Annotated in this window: 17 protein-coding genes; 9 read left to right on the forward strand and 8 right to left on the reverse strand. The window is 67.9% G+C overall.

The features are described from left to right. Positions 1-86: 86 nt before the first annotated feature. Positions 87-1001: a thiamine-phosphate kinase gene (thiL, locus tag Spa11_RS05520; RefSeq protein WP_145109085.1), complete on the forward strand. Its 915-nt coding sequence runs from the start codon at positions 87-89 to the stop codon at positions 999-1001. Continuing rightward, entirely contained in the window at positions 998-1441 is a 444-nt protein-coding gene (gene tsaE, locus Spa11_RS05525; protein WP_145109088.1) for a tRNA (adenosine(37)-N6)-threonylcarbamoyltransferase complex ATPase subunit type 1 TsaE, read from the forward strand. The genes thiL and tsaE overlap by 4 nt, the downstream gene beginning before the upstream one ends. Before the next feature lie 47 nt (positions 1442-1488). Here tsaE and Spa11_RS05530 read toward each other — a convergent pair whose 3' ends face one another. From Spa11_RS05530 to Spa11_RS05545, 4 genes are all read right to left on the reverse strand, one after another. Then, a complete protein-coding gene (locus Spa11_RS05530) occupies positions 1489-2214 on the reverse strand; it encodes a hypothetical protein (RefSeq protein ID WP_145109091.1) in 726 nt (241 codons plus the stop codon). 205 nt (positions 2215-2419) lie between these two features. After that, entirely contained in the window at positions 2420-3766 is a 1347-nt protein-coding gene (gene hslU, locus Spa11_RS05535; protein ID WP_145109093.1) for an ATP-dependent protease ATPase subunit HslU, read from the reverse strand. A 24-nt stretch (positions 3767-3790) separates the two neighbouring features. Further along, entirely contained in the window at positions 3791-4342 is a 552-nt protein-coding gene (gene hslV / locus Spa11_RS05540; RefSeq protein ID WP_145109096.1) for an ATP-dependent protease subunit HslV, read from the reverse strand. A gap of 131 nt (positions 4343-4473) precedes the next feature. Next, the gene (locus tag Spa11_RS05545) at positions 4474-4656 is read right to left on the reverse strand and encodes a hypothetical protein (protein WP_145109099.1); all 183 of its coding nucleotides are present in this window, start codon (positions 4654-4656) and stop codon (positions 4474-4476) included. Between the two features lie 79 nt (positions 4657-4735). Here Spa11_RS05545 and Spa11_RS05550 point away from each other — a divergent pair, with 79 nt between their 5' ends. After that, a complete protein-coding gene (locus tag Spa11_RS05550) occupies positions 4736-5320 on the forward strand; it encodes an isochorismatase family protein (RefSeq protein WP_145109101.1) in 585 nt (194 codons plus the stop codon). A gap of 149 nt (positions 5321-5469) precedes the next feature. On the opposite strand, the gene Spa11_RS05555 is transcribed toward Spa11_RS05550, so the two are convergent. The 4 genes from Spa11_RS05555 to Spa11_RS05570 all read right to left on the reverse strand — a co-directional run bounded on the left by Spa11_RS05555 (position 5470) and on the right by Spa11_RS05570 (position 8541). Beyond that, complete coding sequence (locus Spa11_RS05555) at positions 5470-6432, reverse strand: cell division protein FtsQ/DivIB (RefSeq protein ID WP_145109104.1); 963 nt, start codon at positions 6430-6432, stop codon at positions 5470-5472. A gap of 80 nt (positions 6433-6512) precedes the next feature. Next, the gene (murB, locus tag Spa11_RS05560; protein WP_145109106.1) at positions 6513-7394 is read right to left on the reverse strand and encodes a UDP-N-acetylmuramate dehydrogenase; all 882 of its coding nucleotides are present in this window, start codon (positions 7392-7394) and stop codon (positions 6513-6515) included. 151 nt (positions 7395-7545) lie between these two features. Next, on the reverse strand, positions 7546-8007 hold the full coding sequence (locus tag Spa11_RS05565) for a tRNA (cytidine(34)-2'-O)-methyltransferase (protein ID WP_145109109.1): 462 nt from the start codon (positions 8005-8007) through the stop codon (positions 7546-7548). Positions 8008-8217: 210 nt separating this feature from the next. Further along, a complete protein-coding gene (locus tag Spa11_RS05570; protein WP_145109112.1) occupies positions 8218-8541 on the reverse strand; it encodes an HU family DNA-binding protein in 324 nt (107 codons plus the stop codon). A gap of 295 nt (positions 8542-8836) precedes the next feature. Between Spa11_RS05570 and Spa11_RS05575 the strand changes: the two genes are divergently transcribed. The 6 genes from Spa11_RS05575 to Spa11_RS05600 all read left to right on the forward strand — a co-directional run bounded on the left by Spa11_RS05575 (position 8837) and on the right by Spa11_RS05600 (position 20849). Beyond that, complete coding sequence (locus tag Spa11_RS05575; RefSeq protein ID WP_197529768.1) at positions 8837-12955, forward strand: PQQ-like beta-propeller repeat protein; 4119 nt, start codon at positions 8837-8839, stop codon at positions 12953-12955. Between the two features lie 90 nt (positions 12956-13045). Beyond that, positions 13046-14101 (forward strand): hypothetical protein, encoded by a 1056-nt coding sequence (locus Spa11_RS05580; RefSeq protein ID WP_145109118.1) that lies wholly within the window; start codon positions 13046-13048, stop codon positions 14099-14101. A gap of 171 nt (positions 14102-14272) precedes the next feature. Beyond that, the gene (locus tag Spa11_RS05585) at positions 14273-15319 is read left to right on the forward strand and encodes an AAA family ATPase (RefSeq protein WP_145109121.1); all 1047 of its coding nucleotides are present in this window, start codon (positions 14273-14275) and stop codon (positions 15317-15319) included. Continuing rightward, positions 15285-16250 (forward strand): DUF58 domain-containing protein, encoded by a 966-nt coding sequence (locus Spa11_RS05590; RefSeq protein WP_145109124.1) that lies wholly within the window; start codon positions 15285-15287, stop codon positions 16248-16250. The genes Spa11_RS05585 and Spa11_RS05590 overlap by 35 nt, the downstream gene beginning before the upstream one ends. A gap of 130 nt (positions 16251-16380) precedes the next feature. Continuing rightward, positions 16381-18558, forward strand: coding sequence for a BatA domain-containing protein (locus Spa11_RS05595; protein WP_197529769.1), 2178 nt, complete (start codon positions 16381-16383; stop codon positions 18556-18558). Continuing rightward, positions 18555-20849, forward strand: a complete 2295-nt coding sequence (locus Spa11_RS05600) for a hypothetical protein (protein ID WP_145109130.1) — start codon at positions 18555-18557, stop codon at positions 20847-20849. Before Spa11_RS05595 ends, Spa11_RS05600 begins: the two co-directional genes overlap by 4 nt. Positions 20850-20856 lie beyond the last annotated feature (7 nt).

Genomic DNA, 20856 nt, shown 5'->3' on the forward strand with positions numbered 1-20856 from the left:
CGCGATGAGTGAACCTGGTACCGATCCCGAGATCGTGGGCTTTGTCCCCCCTCTGCGGTCCGCACAGCGGACCCTACGATTGGGGCATGGAACTTGAATTCGTCCGCTGGTTGCACGAACGACTGCCCGCCCTTAGCGAGGGGCAGATCGGCGTCGGTGACGACGCGGCGGTTGTCGCTCTCGGCGGGTCGCAACTCGTGGCGACCGCCGACCTATTGATCGACGGCGTCCACTTCGACACCTCGCAGCACGCCATCGAGCGTATCGGCCGCAAGTCGCTCGGCGTGAATCTCAGCGACTTGGCGGCGATGGCGGCGCGGCCCGTGGGTTGCCTTGTGAGTCTCGCGCTACCGCGCGGCGGGGTCGGGGGAGTAACGACGCAGCAGCTCGCCATGCGGCTCGTCGAAGGGATGGCGCCGCTCGCCAAAGAGTTCGGATGCCCCATCATCGGCGGCGACACGAACGTGCATAGCGGCCCGCTTGTCATCAACGTGACGGCATTCGGTGAGCCAACCGAGCGCGGGGTGGTTCGGCGCGACGGCGCGCGACCGGGCGACGTGCTGCTCGTGACCGGCGACTTGGGCGGCAGCCTGTCAGCGAAGCAGTTCGACTTCACACCCCGTGTGCACGAGGCGCTGACACTGCACGCTGCGGCGCCACTTCGCGCGCTGATGGACCTTAGCGACGGATTGTCGCTCGACCTCACAAGGCTGTGCGAGGCAAGCGGCGTGGCTGCCCTCGTCGATGCCGATGCCATTCCGATCTCGAATGCGGCGAAGATGACGGGCGAGGCGGCGCTCGATCATGCGTTGTCCGACGGTGAGGATTTTGAACTCCTTATCGCCGCCGCACCGGACGACGCCAAGCGGCTGCTCGCTGAGATGCCGGTCGCTTGCGGGCTGACCCGCATCGGTGAGACTATGGCCGGTTCCGGCGTCTCGCTTCGTTACGCCGACGGAACAGCGACGCCACTCGATGCGAAGGGCTATCAGCACCAATGACGCAGATCATTGAAATTGCCGACGAAACCGAGATGGCGGCCCTCGGCGCCAAGCTCGCCAACACCTTGCAGCCGCCGGCGGTGATCGCCTTGATTGGGCAGCTCGGCGCCGGGAAGACGCGGCTGGTGCAGGCCGTCGCGGCGGAACTGGGCGTGCGTGAAGACGTCACGAGCCCGACGTTCGTGCTGGTCAACGAGTACCGCACGGGCCGGACGCCGATCTATCACTTCGACGCCTACCGCCTCAAAGACGAGGACGAGTTCATCGAGTTGGGCGTCGAGGAGTACTTCGCCGGACTTGGCGCCGCGGGCGCGGGACTGACGTTCGTCGAATGGGGCGACCGCTTCGCCGACTGCCTACCGCCGGGGACGGTGACGGTGCAGATCGAAGTGCTGGAGGGGACCGGGCGGCGCGTCACGATCGACGGCCTCACGATTTAATCTACCGCGAGTCTTATCCCCCTCCCTGAAAGGGAGGGGGATCAGTTTCAGGCGTCGGCTACCGGCTCCTCCGTCGTCGCGTTCAACTCCGGCTCGGGCTTGCCGTTGACGATCTTGTCGTGGCCGGCGCCGAGTTCGATCTGACGCATGATCGCGTCGGTCGTCTTCTTGTGGTACTTGTAGTTGTCTACGACGAAGGTCTTTTGCCGGCCGCTGGGCGTCTGGTAGCGGACGCGGGCGATGCCCTTGTCACGCCACTGTTTCTTGTCGATCGCCGTCACTTGGTCGAGCGAGAAGGACTCACCCCAGCGTGTGGTGATGCCGTTCTCGTTGAGCTCGAACCAGCGGCCGGTGGTGCGGAGCACCGTTGTGAGGAACCAGACGCCGCCGGCTAAGGCGATGACCGCCATCACATACTGGCCGAGGATGTCGCCCTCGGTGCGGAGCTTCTTCGGCGGGATCTTTGGCCAACCTTCGGCGGCCACCTTCGATTCCCAAGCCTCTTTCAGCTCGGGATAGTCGGGCATCTGCTTCTTGATGAGCAGATAGGCGTCGTGCGGCCCATGCCCGGCTTGATTAATCTCTTGAATTTTTTCGCCCGGAAGCACGTCCTCGGCAATCGCCATCAAAGCGTGGCCACGCTCCATCTGCGCCGGGTAATTGATGTACCCGTCGTAAAGGCAGTAGAGCATGAAGGCGATCGCGCCGAGCCCCAGCCACTTGAAGCGGCTGTAGAACTTCGGGTTATTCTCGGCTCGGAGGGGCAGGCTCACGGCATGCACTCGTGGGTCGCGTCGGTATTCGGATGAGTATTTTGCTCTGCGGTCCGCCCGACTCTTGTGACGGGCCGCCCGGCTATTGTGACCAAGCGAGCCGGGTTTGCTCAACGAAGTCTCGCGATTCGCCCCCTCTGGCGGTAGGCCCCGCGTCGCCAAGTCGGCGCCACCCTCATAATCAGAACTTGCAAGGAGGCTACGACTACAGGATGTAACGGCTGAGGTCCTCGTCTTGGGTCACTTCCTCTAGTCGCTGCCGGACGTACGCGGCGTTGACCGGCACCGAGGCGCCATTCATGTCGGCGGCCTCGAACGACAGTTCCTCGAGCATCCGCTCCATGATCGTGTAGAGCCGGCGGGCGCCGATGTTTTGCGTCGATTGGTTCACGGAGAACGCGTACTCGGCGAGGGCGTCGATCGCGTCGGCGGTGAAATCGATTTTAACGCCTTCGGTCTCCATTAGCGCCGCGTACTGTTTGGTGAGCGAACCGCGGGGCTCGGTGAGGATCCTGACAAAGTCCTCTTTCGTGAGATCGTCGAGCTCGACGCGGATCGGGAACCGGCCTTGCAACTCGGGCATCAGGTCACTGGGCCGTGTCTTGTGGAACGCGCCGGCGGCGATGAAGAGGATGTGATCGGTGCGGACGTAGCCGTAACGCGTCTGGACGGTCGTCCCTTCGACGATCGGCAGCAGGTCGCGCTGCACGCCTTGTCGAGATACGTCGGCGCCCTTGCCCCCTTCGGTGGCGACAACCTTGTCGATCTCATCGAGGAAGATGACGCCCGACTCTTCGGCGAGCTCAACCGCCTCGGCGTTGACCTTCTCGCTGTCGATGAGCCGTTCACACTCTTGCTCGAAGAGCACGCCGCGGGCGTCGGCGACCGACATGCGGCGTCGGGAGACCTGCTTGGGGAGCATCTTCTCGATCATCCCCTGCACGTCCATGTCCATATCGCCGCCGCCGGGGCCGCCCATGCCGGGGATCATCATCGCGGCCGCTTTCTTTTCGATGGCGATCTCGACGGTCTTGTCCTCCAGTTCGCCGGCGACGAGCATCGCGCGCATTTTTTCGCGCGTGCGCTCGTGCCGCTCGGCGGAGTCATCGACCCCGGCGCCCGCGTCGAACGAGTTCGGCGTCGGGGCGAGCTTGTCGAGCAGTCGCTCGTCGGTGCGGCGCTTGGCCTCTTCTTCGACGCTTGCCCGCATCTTCTCACGCACGAGGCCGATCGCGTTCTCGACGAGTTCGCGGACCATGCTCTCGACGTCGCGGCCGTAGTATCCGACCTCGGTGTACTTGGTGGCCTCGATCTTGATGAACGGCGCGCCGGTGAGCGTCGCCAGCCGGCGGGCGATCTCGGTCTTGCCGACGCCCGTTGGGCCGATCATGAGGATGTTCTTGGGCGACACCTCTTTACGCAGCTCGTCGGTGAGCTGCCGGCGGCGCCAACGGTTGCGGATCGCGATCGCCACGGCGCGCTTGGCGTCGGCTTGGCCGACAATGTAGCGGTCGAGTTCGGCGACGATTTTTTTCGGGGTCAGCTCACGCACGGGCAGGCTTCAGGTTGAGTTTGGCTAATTCTTCGCGCCAATCGTTTCCACAACAATGTTTTGGTTGCTGTACACACAAATGTCCGCCGCAATCCCCAACGCCGCCCGAACGATCTCTTCCGCCGACAGCGACGAGTGTCTCGCCAGCGCCCGCGCCGCGGCGGTGGCGTAGTTGCCGCCCGAGCCGATGCCGAGGATGCCGTCGGAGGGTTGGATAACATCGCCGTTGCCGGAAATGAGCAGCGTGTCCTTGGCGTCGGCGACGGCGATCAGCGCCTCCAGCCGCCGCAGCGCGCGGTCCATCCGCCAGTCCTTCGCCAACTCGGTGGCGGCGCGGGGCATGTTTTGCGGGTGGTCCTTGAGCTTCGCCTCGAACCGCTCCAACAACGCGAAGGCGTCCGCCGCCGAACCAGCGAAGCCGGTCATCACCCGGCCGTCGCCCAGGAGCCGCACCTTCTTGGCGTCGGATTTCATGACGGTGTCGCCAAGGCTGACTTGGCCGTCGCCGCCCATAGCGACGACGCCGTCCTTGCGGACGGTGAGGATGGTGGTCGATCGGATGCGGGGGTGAGCCATGTGCCCAATTGTCCGCGGCTAGCGGCGGATTGCCCAGGGGCGCAAATGGCGAGCCGGGAGCGTCAGCGACCGGAGGGAACCCGCGTATCCGCTTCAACTCCGGTCGCTAATGCTCCCGGCTTGCCGGCGTTTCACTTGTCGGAATCTTCCGGTGCGTCAAGCGTCTTCGGCTTGCACAGCACGGACTTCTTCGCCGCCGCGCGGCCGCATTTGGTGCAGGCGTAGCGGGGGCACTCGACCAGGGCGCGTAGCTCGTCCCACTTCTCACGGAAGTCTTTCTTCGACCAGTCGCAGAGAGTTTTGTCTTTGGACACGGCTGGGACGACGCGACGCGGGAGGAGCGATAAGATGGAATGCTCTCAATTGTAGTTCGACGGTGAAGGAAGCGAGACGATGTCTACTGAGCGATTGGCACGCAGTCCCCTGTTGATGGATCGCGCCGAATCGGCCCTCTTGGTGGTGGACATCCAGGAGCGGCTGCTCCCGGTGCAGCCCGAGGGCTCACGGGTGGTCTGGAACGCCCGGCGGCTGATCGATGGCGCGAAGGCGCTTGAGGTGCGGACGGCCGTGACGGAGCACGTCCCGGCAAAGCTGGGGCCGACGGCGCCGGTGCTCGCCGAGCGTCTGCCGACGCCCCACCCGAAGGCGGCGTTCAGCTGCGCCGCGTGCGAGCAACTCGTTCAAGCGTGGCAGGACGCGGGCGTCCGCCATGTCGTGCTCGTCGGATTCGAGACCCACGTCTGCATCGCCCAGACGGCGCTCGATCTGTTGTCGGCGGGGTTCGAGCCAAAGGTGGTGGTGGATGCGGTTGGCTCGCGGTTCACGGTGGATCACAAAACAGCGCTACGGCGGCTCGACGCGTCGGGCGTGACGCTCGCTACAACGGAGGCCGTACTGTGCGAATGGTGCGAGACTTCGACCGACCCGGCGTTTCGGACGATCAGTGCGCTGACGAAGGAGAAGCAACCAGATCTGTAGGAGGCGTCTCCGACGCCGATTACGCGCACCATCAATGGAAGGTTCGCAGCGGCAAGAGACCGGCGAGCCGGAGGGAAGCATTTAACGCGCAGCCATGTTGTGCGGCTTGGAACGCGTTATCGGCGTCGGAGACGCCTCCTACAGTTGAATTACTTCACTTCGGCTTCGTCGTCCTTCGCGGCGATGCGGTTGCCTTCTTTCATTACGACGCGCGGGTAGGCCGTTCCTCCTTCGCGGACGTCGATCAGAGCGGGGCTCTTGGCGACGGAGTCGAGCGGGCCGTGCTGGGCGACCGCGCGGCGGAGGCTTCCGAGCTTGCGTTCGAAAGAGGCTTCGTCGGGCGGCGCGAAGCCGGGCGCCGCGCCCCAGACGACGACGGTGTTGCCCGTGGAGACAACGCTGTAGCTCCAGAATCGCTGACCGGCACGGACGTCGGGGGAGCGGTCGATCCGTACGAGGAACAGATTCAATTCGTTCCAAGCGGGCCCGAATGCCTGCACCAGCGACAACGCCCCGGCAAGCCGCGGCTCACGCCACAAATCGCCGACGGCGGGGGGCTGGACGACGGGGTCCACGAGCTCGATCCGCGGTAGGTAGCGTAGCGAGTCGGCCGACAGGTCGCGCGTCGGCAAGATGGCGCCGTCGATGTCGACCGGGACGAGGTCGCCGCCCACCGACACCGCCGCCAGCGGTCGGCGGTACTCGAGCGTAATCGCGACGCGGTTGGGCGGCGTCTTGATGATCGCGCCGACGCTGCGGACCCAGGGGTGCGACGCGTAGGCGGCGGCGAGCGGCTTGTCGAGGCTGTCGGGGCCATCGAGCACCGAGAACAGGCCTTCGAGCCCTTTGACGCGGAAGACCTCGGAGGTGACTTCGCTACCGACCCAGGCGGGCGGCGGTGTGATCGTTACGCTGGAGGGCGTCAGCACGTATTGCGGGCTGTGGGCGACCTGCGAGCGGGAGACCTCCCACACGCCACGAGCGGCGAGTCCGAAGATGGCGAGAACCGCGAACGAAACGAGCAAGCCGCGGCGGCCCTGGAGTTTCCAGAGCGGGTCGGCAGCCGGACGAGATGGGGTTGGACGCGATGGCGCAGAGTTCGGATCAGGCACGGCGGTCCCCTCCGTGGGACGCGGTTCACGGCAAGCTAGCACGAGGCGCCTTGCAATAGCGCGCATCGCGACGCTGTCCGTTACCAAATCTCGATCGCCAGCTCTAGCTCGATCCCCATCCGCTCATCGACCCGCGATCGAACAAGGTCCGCTAGCTTGAGCAGGTCGGCCGCCGTAGCGCCGTCGCTAGCAACGAAGAAGTTGGCGTGCTTGTCACTAACGGTGGCGCCGCCGACCGACGCGCCCTTGAGGCCCGCTTGATCGATCAACATGCCGGCGCTCATGCCGCGGGGGTTGAGGAAGATCTGCCCGCGGCGTTCGTGGCTCATCGGTTGGGCCGCCTTGCTGACGATCCACTGCTTTTGCATCCGCTTGGTGAGCTCCGACGGGTCGGAGGAGTCGAGCTCGAACACTGCTTCGACGATCGCCAACTCGTCGAGGCTGCTTTCACGGTAGCCAAAGACCATGTCCTCTTGGCGACGGGTGATGGTCTGACCGCTGCGGGTGAGGACGGTCGCCTCGACGACCCACTGGCCGATGTCGCCGCCGCGGCCGCCGGCGTTGTGGTGCAGTGCGGCGCCGATCGTGCCGGGGATGCCGACCAAGGTGTCTAGTCCGGCTAATCCCCCGCGCACGGTCTCGTTAATCGCCGAGGCGAGCGACGCCCCGCCGCCGACGATCGCCTTCGTGCCGTCGATGCGGACGCCGCCGAAGGCCTCGTGGTCGAGTTGCAGGACGACGCCTTTGACGCCCTCATCCCGCACTAGGACGTTCGAGCCACCGCCGAGCACGCGCGCCGGGGCCGAGGCGTCGCGACAGCGGCCGACAACGGTTTGCAGCTCTTCGACGCTCGTGGGTCGCACGAGCCACTCCGCTGGGCCGCCGACGCGCAGCCAGGTGCGGTCCGCTAGCGGCGCCGCGGGGGTGAAGATCGATTCGAGACCGGCGTTGAGGGCGGCCATGGGACTCTGTCGTTGGGGGGAGGTCGTTGCGGTGACGCGGCACGGGGCCGGCGCTGCGTGTATTCAAGGCGAATTGCTTCTGGAGCGGAAGGCGGGCGTTCTCCGTGACGCTATCGCTGACGCTCACTCCGGACGCTTACACGTTCAGAACTCACGGCAGAGCCCCCATCTGTCGGAACGCCTCGAACCCCGCCAGCGCTACGCTCACCGAAAGGTTGAGGCTCCGCACGTTCTCGCTCGTCGGGATCCGCAGCCGGCGGCCTTCGGCGCCTTCGAGCAGACTCGGCGGTAGGCCCGCCGATTCGCTGCCGAACACCAGTGCGTCGCCGCGTTCGAACTGCGCTTCGTAAAAGCCGCTGTCGCCGCGTTTGGTGAAGTACCAGAGCCGCTCGGAGGGAAGCTTGCGGGTGAGGTCGTCCCAGTCGTCAACGACTTCCCAATCGAGGCGCCGCCAGTAATCGAGCCCCGCACGGCGGAGTTGACGATCATCAATCTGAAACCCCAGCGGCCGCACGAGCCACAGCTTCGCGCCGAGCGCCACGCATGTGCGACCCACGCTCCCTGTGTTGTAGGGGATCTCGGGTTGGTAGAGAACGATGTGGAGAGGAGGCATGGCTGCGAATGACCAATGATCAATGAAGGAAGGGGCTGAGGGGCTAAGGAGCTAGGGGCTGAGGGGACGCGCAAGCGTTCCCCCGTCCTTCCCTTAGCCCCATAATTCTTTAGCCCCTCAGCCCCTTCCTTCATTCAAAGAAAAATGGCGGGCCGTTTTCCGGCCCGCCATTTCGCCTGTCTGGTTTGGCGTGAGTCGGTATTACCGAACTCAGGCGACCATGTCCTTCAGCTTCTTCAGCGGACGGACCTTAACGACCGTGCGGGCCGGCTTGGCCTTGATGGTCGTGGGCTCGCCGGTGAACGGGTTGATGCCTTCACGCTCCTTGGTGGCCGGCTTGTGCTGCAGAGTGATCTTGGCAAGGCCGGGGAGGGAGAACATCTTCGGGGCGCCACGGCCGGTGAGGGCCTTCTGGATCTGAGCGTCGAGCGCGTCGAAAACCTCGCCGACTTGCTTCTTCGTCAGGCCTGTGGCCTCGGCGATGCCGGCGTAGATTTCGGTCTTGGTGGGCGCTTTGGGGGCGGCTTTCGCCATAAGGGGGTATCCTCCGGTCGTAACGATTAGCCCACTTGGCGAAAGCCTAGCGGGACACTGATGGGTGATAGCTAGGTCGGGCCTGCGGCTCGACCGGCGTGATTAAAACGATCCAACTCGTGCGTCTACAAGCCGGAAAAACGCGTTATCTCCGGGAAATACCGCTCGTTCGCGATGATCGCCCTTTGCCGACCCCACCTTGCGAAGGGCGCCCGCGGACAAAAGCGGCAGCCGTTTTCGGCAAAGCTTGCTATGCTGTAAGTGCTGAATGGAAAAGACCTTAAAGCGAGCTTGTATGGTCTCCAAGAAACGCTTCGCGTCGCGTTTTCCCTGCTCTGCAAGGGCTTTCTGCGCCGGCCTCGCGGCGTACGCGGTTTTTTCCGGGATTTTTGTCGCCGAAGGGGCGGAAACCCCTGCCGAGACCGATCCGGCGGCCTTCAGCCGCCTTTATTTCGGTCTCCAGCCCCCGGTCGATCGGGAGAAAGAGCGGCGTGTCGAACTGACCGAAGAGCTGCTCAAGAGCGGCCGTTTTGGCGAAGCGGCGCCGCTTGTGGCCGAGCAACTGGCGGACGAGACCGACCATCTCGGCAGCGACGGCGAGAGCCTCAAACGCCGGCTGCTCGGCGCCGTGATGCGGGCGGGGCCGAGCGACCTCGCGGTGCTGCGGTCGGTTCTCCAAGGGGAGTACCGCCGCGCGGCAGAGGGGGCGACTTCGACGCATGACTGGCGCCGGATTGTTGCAGGCTATCCGCCGGAGCTGTTCGGCGTCGCGTCGCTCGAAGCCCTCGCACGAGCCGAGACCGACGCGGGCTCATACGCCAGCGCGGCGGTGGCGTTGCGGCGGGCGGCGTTGCTCTCACGACTAGAAGGCGATCGAGAGAAAGCCCAGCAACTCGCTGCCGCGGAGACGGTGAGCCGCTTGCGTCTCGGCGAGCGTGGCGCCATCGAACAGCCAGCCGACGAGCGCGCCGCCGAGTGGATCGACGCCACCGCTGGCGAAGCGGCGGCGATCGCCGCCCGCAGCGCGCCGCAGGCGTGGCTTTCGGCGGGCGGTGATGCGAAGCGACTCGCTACTGCGCCGGGCGAGCCGCCGGCGCCGTGGCGAAACTGGCGCGCGTTGGTTGGCGACGAGGAAGACCTCGACGACGAATCCGAGGGCGACCTGCTTGGCGCTCGGCATGAGACCGTCGCCGTCGGTGGCGTCATCGTCACCGATGCGAAGGATCGGCTCGTGGCGTTCTCGGCGCAGACCGGCCGCCGGTTGTGGGAGGTCCTCTACCCGATCGATCCGCTGGCGTGGCGGAACGTCGAGACGGCGCGCGGCGTCTCGACCGACACACGGCTGGTGTTCGCTGTCACTCCGAGTTCGTCGTCCGAGTTCGACCGCAACGCGCTGTTGCGGCGCAGGTTCGGCGACACACTGTTCTCGGGCGACGACCCGCCGCTGCCGGCAAACTGTTTGGCGGCCTACGAGATCGCCTCGTCGGGGAAGCTCCGCTGGCGTATCGACGGCGCCGATGCGAATGGCGTCGCCCCGGGGACGCGGTTCCTCGGCGCGCCGGCGATCGTCGATGGGCGGTTGTACGTCCTAGCCGAGTCGGAACAGGTGGTGCGGCTCATCGAGGCCGACGCCGAGACGGGCGCGGTGCTCTGGAGCCAGCCGCTGGTGCAATGCCAACGGCCGCCGGCGGCGCAGGCGACAGCGATCGCCGTGTCGCCGACATTGGGTGACGAATTGGTCTACTGCCCAACGGGCCGCGGCGCGGTGGCAGCGGTGGACCCGCTGCGGCGACGGCTGGAGTGGGTCCGTTACTTGGCGATCGACGAAGAGGACGCCCGTCCCACACAGCAGATGGGCTGGGGGGCGTTCCGCGACCCCGAGACGTGGGCGGACGGCGCCGCCGGTTGGCGCCACTGCCGAATGGTGGAGCACGAGGGCCGATTGCTGGTCGCTTCGCCCGCCTTGCCGTCGCTGCAGGCCTTCGATTCCGCGACCGGCGAGCTCGTCTGGCGCCAAGAGACGCCCGACGCCGTGCTCTTGGGCGGCGTCATCGATGGCGCGGCGCTCGCGGTGGAGTCGAGCCGGGTGTCGGCGTGGCGAGTCGCTGACGGCGAACGACTCTGGCGAGTGAACTTGCCGAACGACGAGGCGCCCGCCGGCGAGCCGCTGATGGTAGGCGGCTCGCTCGTGCTGCCACTGAGTTCGGGCGGATTGGCGACCCTCGACATCGGTAACGTCGAATCGAAGCCCGAGTGGCGTGTCGAGAACCTCGACCTCAACCCGCTCGTCGAGGCGCCGCGACTTGGCAACCTGCTCTATCACGGCGAGGCGATCCTTTCGCGGTCGGTGACGACGCTGGAAAGCTTCCCGCAACCGGCGTCGATGTCGGCGCTAGAACAGCGCGTTGTTGACGACCTGGCGAGCGGTGAGGCAGCACTCCCCACGCTGGACGACTTACGCGACGCGGTGCGGTCGCGACCGGACGACCGCCGGCTCGCCGAGCTGTACGCCGTCGCCCTGGTGCGCACCGCAGCGGACGATGCGGCGGCGGCGGAAGCCGCCGGCGAGGAGTTATCACAACTCGTCGCGGGCCGCCGTGCGGCGGCTTACGCGGCGACGCTGCGAATGAACGCGGCGCTCGCGCGGGGCGATTCGCATGCGGCGTTCGCCGAGGCCGAGGGGATTGCCGCGGGCCGTGCGGGGCGGGTGCTCTTGCAACCCGAGACCGGCCTGCACGTCGTGGCGTCGCGTCTGGCCGCCAACAGCGCAGCCCAGGCCGGTGCTTCGTCGGAAATGGTGGCGCGGCTGGCGGGCACGAGTGGGACGGCGCCATCGGTCACTGCGCCCCCGTCTGACACGCAGCCGGTCACCAACTCACCATGGACGAAGTTCCAAGTGGCGGCGGCTATCGAGGCCGAACCCGTGACGACAACCCGTGGCCGCGGCGGCATGCGGATGCGTCAGGACCGCAGTTCGAGGACGAGGTCGGTCTCCTTTGTCGGCGAGCGGCGAGGCGATTTGAGATGGCTCTACGAGTCGCGTGGCGGCGATTGGCGGTTGGTGGCGACCAGCGGACGCGGTGAGCGTGTGTTCGCCGAAGCCATCCCCGGCGAGCCCTGGTCACCGGGCCCCGACACGATCGGCGCCGTCGGCGCGCCGGGTGGCCGGTCGTGGCGCGACAGTGAGTCGGGCGATTGGCTTGCCCTGAAGATCGATTCGGGATACTTCACGTGCCACGTCGATCGCGGAATCGTCTGGGAGACGGTCAACCAAAGCCCCTCCGACTGGCCCGCCGCGATCGGCGCTTTCGATCAGTCCGAGGCGCCCGTTGCGATCGGGCCGTGGGGGGTGATCTCGGTAGCGGGGTCGAGCCTCCGCTGCCGCAACTTGGCGACCGGCGAGCTCGTGTGGCGGCGAGACGCGGCGTCGCTCGGCGGATCGTTGCGGGCGCTCACGGTCGGCGACGAAGTGTTTGTTGTCGGCAACGAGCGCGAGGGCGTCCGGCTATCGGCCTGGAGTGGCCAGCAACGGGGCGTGTGGCGTCCCCCCACGCCGCAACGTTGGCGCGGCGTTGCCGGCGACAAGCTGCTAGTTGAAGAGCGCGCGGCGGGGAAGCGGCGACTGCGTATCGTTCCAGTTGCGTCGGACGAATCGACGGACGCGGTATGGGAGATGGCCGTCGACCTGAAGACTCGCTTCTTGCTCCATGATGGCGCCGCGGTCTTCTTCGACGAGGACCGTCAACTGACCGTCGTCGATATCGCCACGGCGAAGCAGCGTTGGCAAACGAAACTAGTGAGCGAAGAGTCCTCCTTGGTCCGCTCGGTGCGCCTGCACGAGCGCGGCGGGTGGCTGCTTGTGGAGGTCGATCGCTCGAACCCGGTAGTGGACCGGGTGCGGGGCGCGCTGCCGGTGGGCGACGACCCGTTGCTGACGGGTGAGCTGCACTGCCTCGACCCACGGACCGGCGAGTCCCCGTGGGGCGGGCCGGTGATCGTTGACGGGATGGCCCTCGTCGAAACGGCCGCGAGCGACGCGCCGCTGGTGTTGCTGGCCCGCAAACGCGCTGCGGAAGCGGGCAGCGAGCCTTCGGAAGCCCAGATCGCGCTGACGCTGCTCGACCTGACGACGGGCGCCACGGTCTTCCGCAACCACGTGATCCCCGTCGGCGACGAGCAGGAGGGCGACAGCGCCCTCTGGGCGGTCTACGAACGCGGCGAGCGCGAAAGCCTGCTGGTGCGCGCCGGGCGCGCGTGGGTGACGCTCGAGACCACCGACCTGCCGGCGCCGCCGCGGCCGCGGATGGTCGCTAGCGTCGAGGATCCCGAAGCGTCGCGGCTCAACGGACCCGACGACATCGGCCGCGGTGTCGAGCGGCTGTTCAACTCGTTCTGGGAAGGGGACGACGATTGAGGCACGGGGCGGAAAGGCGAATGCCGAATCCGGCGTCGTGGCTGATTGTGCGAGGTTTTGGCCACTGGATCGGTTAAAATGAGAGGTACTATGGGGAAGCCATCCGTCCGCCGTTTTACGCTCGCTGGCCTCGCCGCTGCGCTGGTCGTTTGGATGAGCGCCGTGGTGGCCGGGCCGGCGGATGCCGCCGACACGGACCGCGTCACCGACGGCGGGCTGCGCTGGCTCGCTTCGACGCAGAGCCGGCTGGGCTCGTGGGACGCCGGCGGGCGTTATCCGGCGGCGATGACGGCCCTCGCGGGCATCGCGATGCTCTCGGAGGGCTCGACCCCCAGCGGCGGCCGCTACGCCCCCGAGCTACGCCGCGCGGTCGATTACCTGCTCGCCCAGGCCCAGCCCAACGGCCTAATCGGCGACCCGCTCCGTGACGACCGTTACACCTACGGCCACGGCTTTGGGATGTTGTTCTTGTCGCAGGTGCTCGGCGAGGAAGAGGACGCCCGCCGCCGCGAAGAGCTGGTGCGGGTGCTGACCGCCGCCGTGCAGTTCACGGGGCAAGCGCAGACCGCCGCCGGTGGTTGGGGCTACGTCTCGGCGAAGGACGGCAACGGCTTCGACGAGGGCTCGACGACCGTCACCCAGGTGCAGGGGCTGCGTGGCTGTCGGAACGCGGGCATCCCGGTGCCGAAAAAGATCATCGACAGCGCGGTCGGTTACATCCACGGCTGCACGATGGCTGATGGCGGAGTGCAGTACAGCACGAAAGGCGGCAACGGCCGCCCCGCGATCACGGCCGCGGCGATCGCCTGCTTGTACGAGGCGGGGAGCTACGACGACGGCTTCGTGCCGCGGATGAAGGAGTACTGCCGTCAGCGCCTGGTGGGCGACGACGCCGGCGCGCAGGGACACTGGCACTACGCCAATTTCTACTACTCGCAGGTGCAGTACCGTGAAGGGGGCGAAACGTGGGACGAGTACCGCCGCGGCACGTACGCCAAGCTGATCGCCGACGCGACGCCCGTCGAGACGCCTCTCGGCCCCGGCTACCGCTGGAACCAGGGTTACATCGGACCGGTGTACACCACCGCGCTCAACTTGATCATGCTGCAGCTGGATGAAGCGTGTTTGCCGATTTACCAGCGGTGAGGTAGTTGTTGAGTTGAAACCATCGAAGAGACAAGGAGCCGGAACGCGTCAGCGCCCGGAGTCGCAGCGGGGACACGGATGGCAAACGAGCACCCGGGCTCACTGCGGGCGCTAACGCGTTCCGGCTCCCTAAGATCACAGAAACCAATCGTTTTTCGATCTGAGATACGAATGACCCACGACGATCCATCGCTCGCCGACTCGGAGCGGCTCCGTCAGACCGCGGACAAGATCCGCGAGCAGCTCGCCAAGGTGATCGTGGGGCAAGAGGAAGTGATCGACCTGTTGTTGATCTCGGTCTTCTGCCGCGGGCATTGTTTGCTGGAAGGCGCGCCGGGGTTGGCGAAGACGTTGCTGGTGAGCTCGCTGTCGAAGACGCTCGGCCTCACTTACAGCCGCATCCAGTTCACGCCCGACCTGATGCCGGCCGACATCATCGGCACCGAGATTATCGAAGAGGACCGCGCCACGGGGCGCCGCGACCTGCGGTTCATCGCGGGGCCGATCTTCTCGCACGTGATCCTCGCCGACGAGATCAACCGCACGCCGCCGAAGACGCAGTCCGCTCTGCTCGAGGCGATGCAGGAGCGGCATGTCACGGTGGGCCGCATTCGGCGTGAGATCGGGCACCCCTTCTTCGTGCTCGCGACGCAAAACCCGATCGAGCAAGAGGGAACCTACCCCCTTCCCGAGGCGCAGCAAGACCGCTTCATGTTCAAGGCGATGGTCCGCTACCCGACCTTCGAGGAAGAGATGGAGGTCGCCCGCCGCACCACCGCCGGCGAGTCGGCCGAGATCGAGGCGGTCTCCGGCGTCGAAGAGATTGTCGCGCTGCAGAAGCTGGTGCGCACGGCCCCGATCGGCGACGACCTAGTGCGTTACGCGGTCGCGCTGGTGCGCGGCTCGCGCGTCGGCGAGCCCGACGCCGCTGCCGACGTCGCCAGCCGGCTAGCGTGGGGCGCCGGGCCACGGGCCGTGCAGTTCTTGATCCTCGGCGCGAAGGCGCGGGCGCTGATGGCGGGCCGGCCGTGCGTGGCGATGGACGACCTGCAGGCGCTCGCCAAGCCCGTGCTGCGGCACCGGCTGCTGCTCAATTTCCAGACCGAGAGCGAGGGGCTCACCGCCGACGACGTGATCGACGGCCTCTTGACCGCCACGCCAACCCGTGACGAGAGCCTCAGGGATGACCCCCGGTTCCGCGGCGTCCTCGCCGGCTAACGGCGGCGCGCGAGCGTCGTCCCAGCAGCACTCGCTCCCCGAGGTGATCAAACGCCTCGGCCGGCTTGAGGTCCGCGCGGCGCGGGTCGTGGACGGCTTCCTCAACGGCCGGCACAGCAGCCCTTTCTTGGGGCGTTCGCTCGAGTTCCGTGAGCACCGCCAGTACACGGCCGGCGACGACCTGCGGCACGTCGATTGGAAGGCGTGGGGCCGGCAGGACCGGCTGTTCGTCAAGCAGTACGAGGAAGAGACCAACCTCCGCGCGACGCTGCTGGTGGACACGTCGGCGAGTATGGCGTTCAAGGGTTCGCATGACGCGATGAGCAAGCACGAGTACGCCGCCACCGCGGCGTGCGTGCTCGCTTACTTGCTCACCGCGCAGCACGACGCGGTGGCGTGCCGCGCGTTCGCCGGCGACGTGATCGAAGAGACGCCGCACCGCATGGGCCGCATCCAAGTGGCGGCGATCTCGGACTTGCTTACCGCGTCGCTCGAAAAGCCCGGCGAAGGATCGAAGACCGACCTGTCGGGGCTCTTGCGATCAACAGCGGACACGATCCCGCGGCGCGGCGTCGTCGTGCTGTTGTCGGACCTGCTCTGCCCGCTCGAGGGCCTCGACGCGGGGCTCGGGCTGCTGCGGTCGAAAGGGATCGACGTGGTCGTCATGCAGCTGCTGTCGGACGACGAGGTCGACTTCCCGCTCGACGGCGCCACGCGCTTCGTCGCGTTGGAGGGCGGAGTCGAACTCGACGCCAACCCGCGGGCGCTGCGCAAGGAGTACCTTGAAGCGCTGCAACGCCACCTCGACACGGCCGAGACCGCCTGCGCGCGGCACGGCGCCGACTACCGGCTGATCCGCACCAGCCAACCGCTCGACGCGGTGCTGGTGGCGCTACTGTCGAGCCGGATGCGCGGGCCGCGGAGACGATAAAAATTCCCCTCCCCCGGCACGGGGGAGGGGCTAGGGGAGGGGGTGAAGCGGGTACCAACTTCGCCTCCTCCCCTAACCCCTCCTCCTGAAGGAGGAGGGGGATAAGAAAAGCAAACGAACAAACCATCGCGTGACGTTTACCTATCCATCGCTGGCTATCGCGGGCGCGCTGTTGGCGTGCCTGCCGATCGTCATTCACTTGCTGAACCGGCGGCGCCGGCGGCGGGTGGAGTGGGCGGCGATGGACTTCTTGCTGCAGAGCGATCGCAAGAACCGCACGTGGGTGCAGCTCAGCGAGTGGCTGTTGCTCGCCGCGCGCGTCGCCGCCATTGCCCTCGTTGGCGTGTTGGCGGCGAGCCCCAAGACGCTCGACCTGCTGCGGGGGTTCTTCGGCGCCGATCGGGCCCGACACGTCGTGCTGCTCGACGACACGTGCAGCATGCAGCGGCGTGGCCCGGGGGGCGCGGCGTGGGACGAAGCGATCGCCGCGATCGATCGGCTCGCCGACGCGGCCCGGCAGAGCGGCGATGAGCTGATGGTCGTTCGCTACGTCGATACGTTTGTCGGCGGTGACGTCGCCAAGGTCGTTGGCGCCGACGCCGCGAGCGACCCGGCGGCGTGGCGGCCGACGCATGCACAGGCTTTGCCGACCGCCGGAATGGAAGATGTCGCCCGTCTCTGCGAAGCGGCGCCGTCGGGCGATCGCACGTACGCGTACGTCTTTTCCGATTTCGCCGAGCGCTCGCACGCCGCCGATGGCGACTGGGCGCCTCTGGTGGACCGGCTCGGCGAGATGGCGGACGGCGTGGTCCTGGCGGCTTGCAACGACGCCGGTGGCGCGAACTTGGCGGTCGAGTCGGTGACCCTCGCGCCGGGGCCGCTCGCGGCGGGCGTCGAAACGCGGCTGGTGGTGGAGGTGGTGAACCACAGCGACGTGCCGGCGCCCGCGGTCGCGTTGACGCTGCGTCGCAACGGTCAGCCACTGACCGCCGTGCAGGTGGGGCCCTTCACCGCTGGCGAACGCCGCACCGTCGAGTCGCCCGTCACGTTCCAGGGCGTCGGCCTGCACACGGTTGATGCGACGTTGCCGACCGACGCGCTGCCGGCGGACGACGAGGGCTGGCTCTTCGTCGAAGTGCCCGCGTCGCAGCCGGTGCTGCTGGTGGACGACAGCGAGTCGGGCGTTGAGTCGCGCGTGTTCGCGGCGGCGCTGCGGCCGGTCGGCTCGACGCGGAGCGGCTGGGCGCCACGCCGCGTTGAAGGCCTCAGCGAGGAGCGTCTCGCCGACGCCGCCGCGGTGGTGCTGCTGGATGCCGAGCGGCTCAGCGAACTGCAAACGCAGCGGTTGCGCGACTACGTCGCCGATGGCGGCGGCGTGTGGATGGTGATCGGGCCACGGACGGACGCGGCGTGGTTCAACCAACGCGTCGCCGGCGTGCTGGCGGGCGAGAACGCGTTGACGCCCTGGCGGCTGGGGCCGGCGATCTCGGGGCCCGTCGTCGCGCCGGGGCAGCCGGCGCTCGAAGCCGCCGACCATCCCGCGGTGCGCGTGCTCGCCGGCAAGCAGAACGGTTTCCTGCCGCTCGTCCGCCTCGTGGCGCAGCGGCGATTGGCGACGAGCGATGAGTCACCGACCGTGCGCAACGTCGCGACGAGCGCCGAGTCGGGATACGAAGTCTTACTGAAACGAGTCGACGGCGAGCCGCTGCTGCTGGAGAACCGTTTCGGAGCCGGGCGCGTTGTTGCTTTGCTGACGACCACGGCGACCGGGTCGGGCGGCAGCGAACCTTGGAGCAACCTGGCGACGCTGCCGATCTTCCCGGTGATGGCGAACGACGTGGTCGGCTGGCTCTCGCAAGAGCGGCTGCGGCCGCTGGCGGAAGCGATCGTGACGGCGAAGGGCGAGGCCCCGCCGCGATCGTCGCTGGTGAGTTGGGTGGCGGGCGGCGACCTCGTTGAGGCGACGCCGCTCGGGCAGGCCGCGCCGCTGACGCCTTCGCGACCTGGCGCCTATCGCCGGGTGCTGGGGGGCGTCGAAGAGCGGCCCTTCGCGGCGCGGGTCCATCCCGACGAGAGCGACCTGCGATCGCCGTCGCTTGCCGTGCTGAGTGACCGCTGGGGGAGCGTCGCGCGGGTCGGTCGGGCGGGCGAGATGTTCCGCGACGCGCCGACTCCCGCCAGCCGCACGCCGCTCTACTTCGCCGCCGCGGTGCTGCTGGCGACGCTCGCCGGCGAGCGGCTGCTGGCGTACCGCAATAGCTACGTTGGATCGGCTTCCACCGGCGCCGCGCCAAAGGGGGCGATATGACCGTCTACGACGCCGCCGGCTACAGCGCGCTGTCCGAATCGTCGGGATGGACGGTGGCGCTGGCCGCGCTCTTGATCGGCGCCGTCGCGCTGGCGGCGGTGTGCGGTTGGCGTGAACGGCGGATGGCCCCGCGGGGTTGGGTGACGCTGCTCGGGCTGCGACTCCTCGCCATCGCGGCGGTCGGCCTCGTGATTGCAGGGGTCGAACGCCGGCCGCTGAGCGAACAAGAAGTCCCGTCGCGGGTCGTCGTGCTGGTCGATCGCAGCGCGAGCATGGAGCTGCCCGCAACCGACGAGACGGGTGCCGCGGCGACACGCGCAGCAGCTGCCACGCCGGGCGTCGAGGAGTTGGCGGCGGGGCTCGCCGCGAGTCACCTCGTGCGACGCGCGGGTTTCGACGTGGCGCTCGAGTACGTTGACGCTGTGGAAGAAACGTCCGAAGCCGCCGGCGCCACGCGGCTCGGCTCGGCGGTCGAGCGGGTGCTGGCGGACCACGCGGCGACGCCGCTGGCGGCGCTAGTGATCGCCAGCGACGGCGGTTGGAACGCGGGTCCCGATCCGCTCGACGCCGCCGACGCGGCCAAGTCGCGCGGCGTGCCGATCTATGCCCTGGGCGTTGGTCCGCTGCGCGAGCCGCCGACCGTCAGCCTACGCGACCTCGCCGCGCCGACACGGGCCGCGACGGGCGACAACTTCCGGGTAAGCGTGACGGTCGCCGCCAACGGCGCCGCGTCGCTGGGTAGCGAAGCGCACCGCGTCTCGCTCGTGCTCCGGCCAATCGACGCGCAAGGCGCCGCGGGCGCGGCAGCGAGTGAGGAACGCATCGAGACGCCAAGCCCCGAGGGCGGCGGACTCACCGGCGCGAGCGCCGACCTCGAAGGACCGTCACCCGGCGCGTACGAGCTCGTCGCCACGCTCCAGCCTGCTGGCCGCGACGCCGACGAGTCGGACAACGTGCTCTCGACGCGGATTGAGTTCGTCGACGAGCCGACGCGCGTGCTGCTCGCCGCGGGCGGCCCGGCGCGGGACTACCACTTCTTACGCGATCAGCTCCACCGCGACGAGCAGTTCGCCTGCGACGTGCTGTTGCAATCGGCCGCCGGCGCCGTGACGCAGGATGCCGGCAAGGTGCTCACGTCGCTCCCCGCAACGGCGGACGAGTGGGAGGCTTACGACGTGCTGGTGGCGATCGACTTCGACTGGCGCCAAGTGGACGCGTCAACGACCGCGGCGCTCGCCGAATGGGTCTCGAGCCGGGGCGGCGGCCTGGCGTTTGTCGCCGGCAACGTCTCGACCCCGGGCGCGGTGCGCGCCGGGCTCGAGGCGCCGCTAAGGACGCTGCTTCCCGTGACGCTCCGCGATGATCCCCTGGCGATGGGTTCAACCGCCGCCGCGGTTCGGGACGCGCGGCCCGTGGTGCTTTCGACCGCGGGCGAGTCGCTCGACTGGCTCAATCTCCGCCTCGCCGGCGACCGGACGACCAGCGTCTGGCGCACGCTCGATGGCTTTTACGCGACGACCTTGCCGGCCGAGCCCAAGCCCGGCGCCGCGGTGTTGGCGACGCTCGGCGAAGGGGCGACGCAATCGCCGCTGTTGGTTGAGCAGCTCTACGGCGCCGGCCGCGTCGATTACCTCGCCTCGCCCGAGACGTGGCGGCTGCGGACCGTGGCGCCCGAGTTGTTCACCGAGCTGTACGTCGGCTGGCTGCGGAGCCTCACGCAGGGGCGGCTGCTGGGCGCCGCCGCGGAGGGGAGCTTGCTGTTCGATCGTCGCCGCTACGACTTGGGAGAGTTGATGACGCTGCGTTACGTCGCCCGCGACCCGTCCGTCGCGATCACGCCGACGGCGCGCGTCGCCGGCGCCGCGGGGGCGCCGAGCGAGGTCACACTTGTGCCCGTGGAAGGCCAGCCGGGCGTTTACGCCGCGACCGTCAAGGCGAGCGACACCGGCCGCTGGACGGCGACGCTCGAGGTCGCCGGCGGCGAGCGGCTGACCGCGACCGCCGAGGCGTCGTTGCCGGCGTTGGAGAACGAGACCCGGGTGCAGAACGTTGCGCTGCTGCGCGACCTCGCCGAGCAGAGCGGCGGGCGCTACGTCGATCTGGCGGACCCGCAGGCGAGCGCGGCGCTCGCCGAGATCATCGAAGCGACGCCGTCGCTGGCGGAGACGACGATCGACCTCGGCCCGCCCGACGAAGGGTTCGCCGAGCGTTTGAGCCGGTGGTCGCTCGGCGTGATGGCGGGCGCGTTGCTGTTAGAGTGGTTGCTGCGGCGCGCGTGGCGCCTCGCCTGAGACACGA

This window comes from Botrimarina mediterranea (genome assembly GCF_007753265.1).
Classification (GTDB): Bacteria; Planctomycetota; Planctomycetia; order Pirellulales; family Lacipirellulaceae; genus Botrimarina; species Botrimarina mediterranea.

Bases quoted from the DNA above. Each gene is read 5' to 3' on its own strand.
- hslV (WP_145109096.1), bottom strand. From the start codon at position 4,342: ATGGCTCACCCCCGCATCCGATCGACCACCATCCTCACCGTCCGCAAG.
- Spa11_RS05550 (WP_145109101.1), top strand. From the start codon at position 4,736: ATGTCTACTGAGCGATTGGCACGCAGTCCCCTGTTGATGGATCGCGCC.
- Spa11_RS05590 (WP_145109124.1), top strand. From the start codon at position 15,285: ATGACCCCCGGTTCCGCGGCGTCCTCGCCGGCTAACGGCGGCGCGCGA.
- Spa11_RS05580 (WP_145109118.1), top strand. From the start codon at position 13,046: ATGGGGAAGCCATCCGTCCGCCGTTTTACGCTCGCTGGCCTCGCCGCT.
- Spa11_RS05575 (WP_197529768.1), top strand. From the start codon at position 8,837: ATGGTCTCCAAGAAACGCTTCGCGTCGCGTTTTCCCTGCTCTGCAAGG.
- Spa11_RS05570 (WP_145109112.1), bottom strand. From the start codon at position 8,541: ATGGCGAAAGCCGCCCCCAAAGCGCCCACCAAGACCGAAATCTACGCC.
- murB (WP_145109106.1), bottom strand. From the start codon at position 7,394: ATGGCCGCCCTCAACGCCGGTCTCGAATCGATCTTCACCCCCGCGGCG.
- thiL (WP_145109085.1), top strand. From the start codon at position 87: ATGGAACTTGAATTCGTCCGCTGGTTGCACGAACGACTGCCCGCCCTT.
- Spa11_RS05600 (WP_145109130.1), top strand. From the start codon at position 18,555: ATGACCGTCTACGACGCCGCCGGCTACAGCGCGCTGTCCGAATCGTCG.
- Spa11_RS05585 (WP_145109121.1), top strand. From the start codon at position 14,273: ATGACCCACGACGATCCATCGCTCGCCGACTCGGAGCGGCTCCGTCAG.
- tsaE (WP_145109088.1), top strand. From the start codon at position 998: ATGACGCAGATCATTGAAATTGCCGACGAAACCGAGATGGCGGCCCTC.
- Spa11_RS05565 (WP_145109109.1), bottom strand. From the start codon at position 8,007: ATGCCTCCTCTCCACATCGTTCTCTACCAACCCGAGATCCCCTACAAC.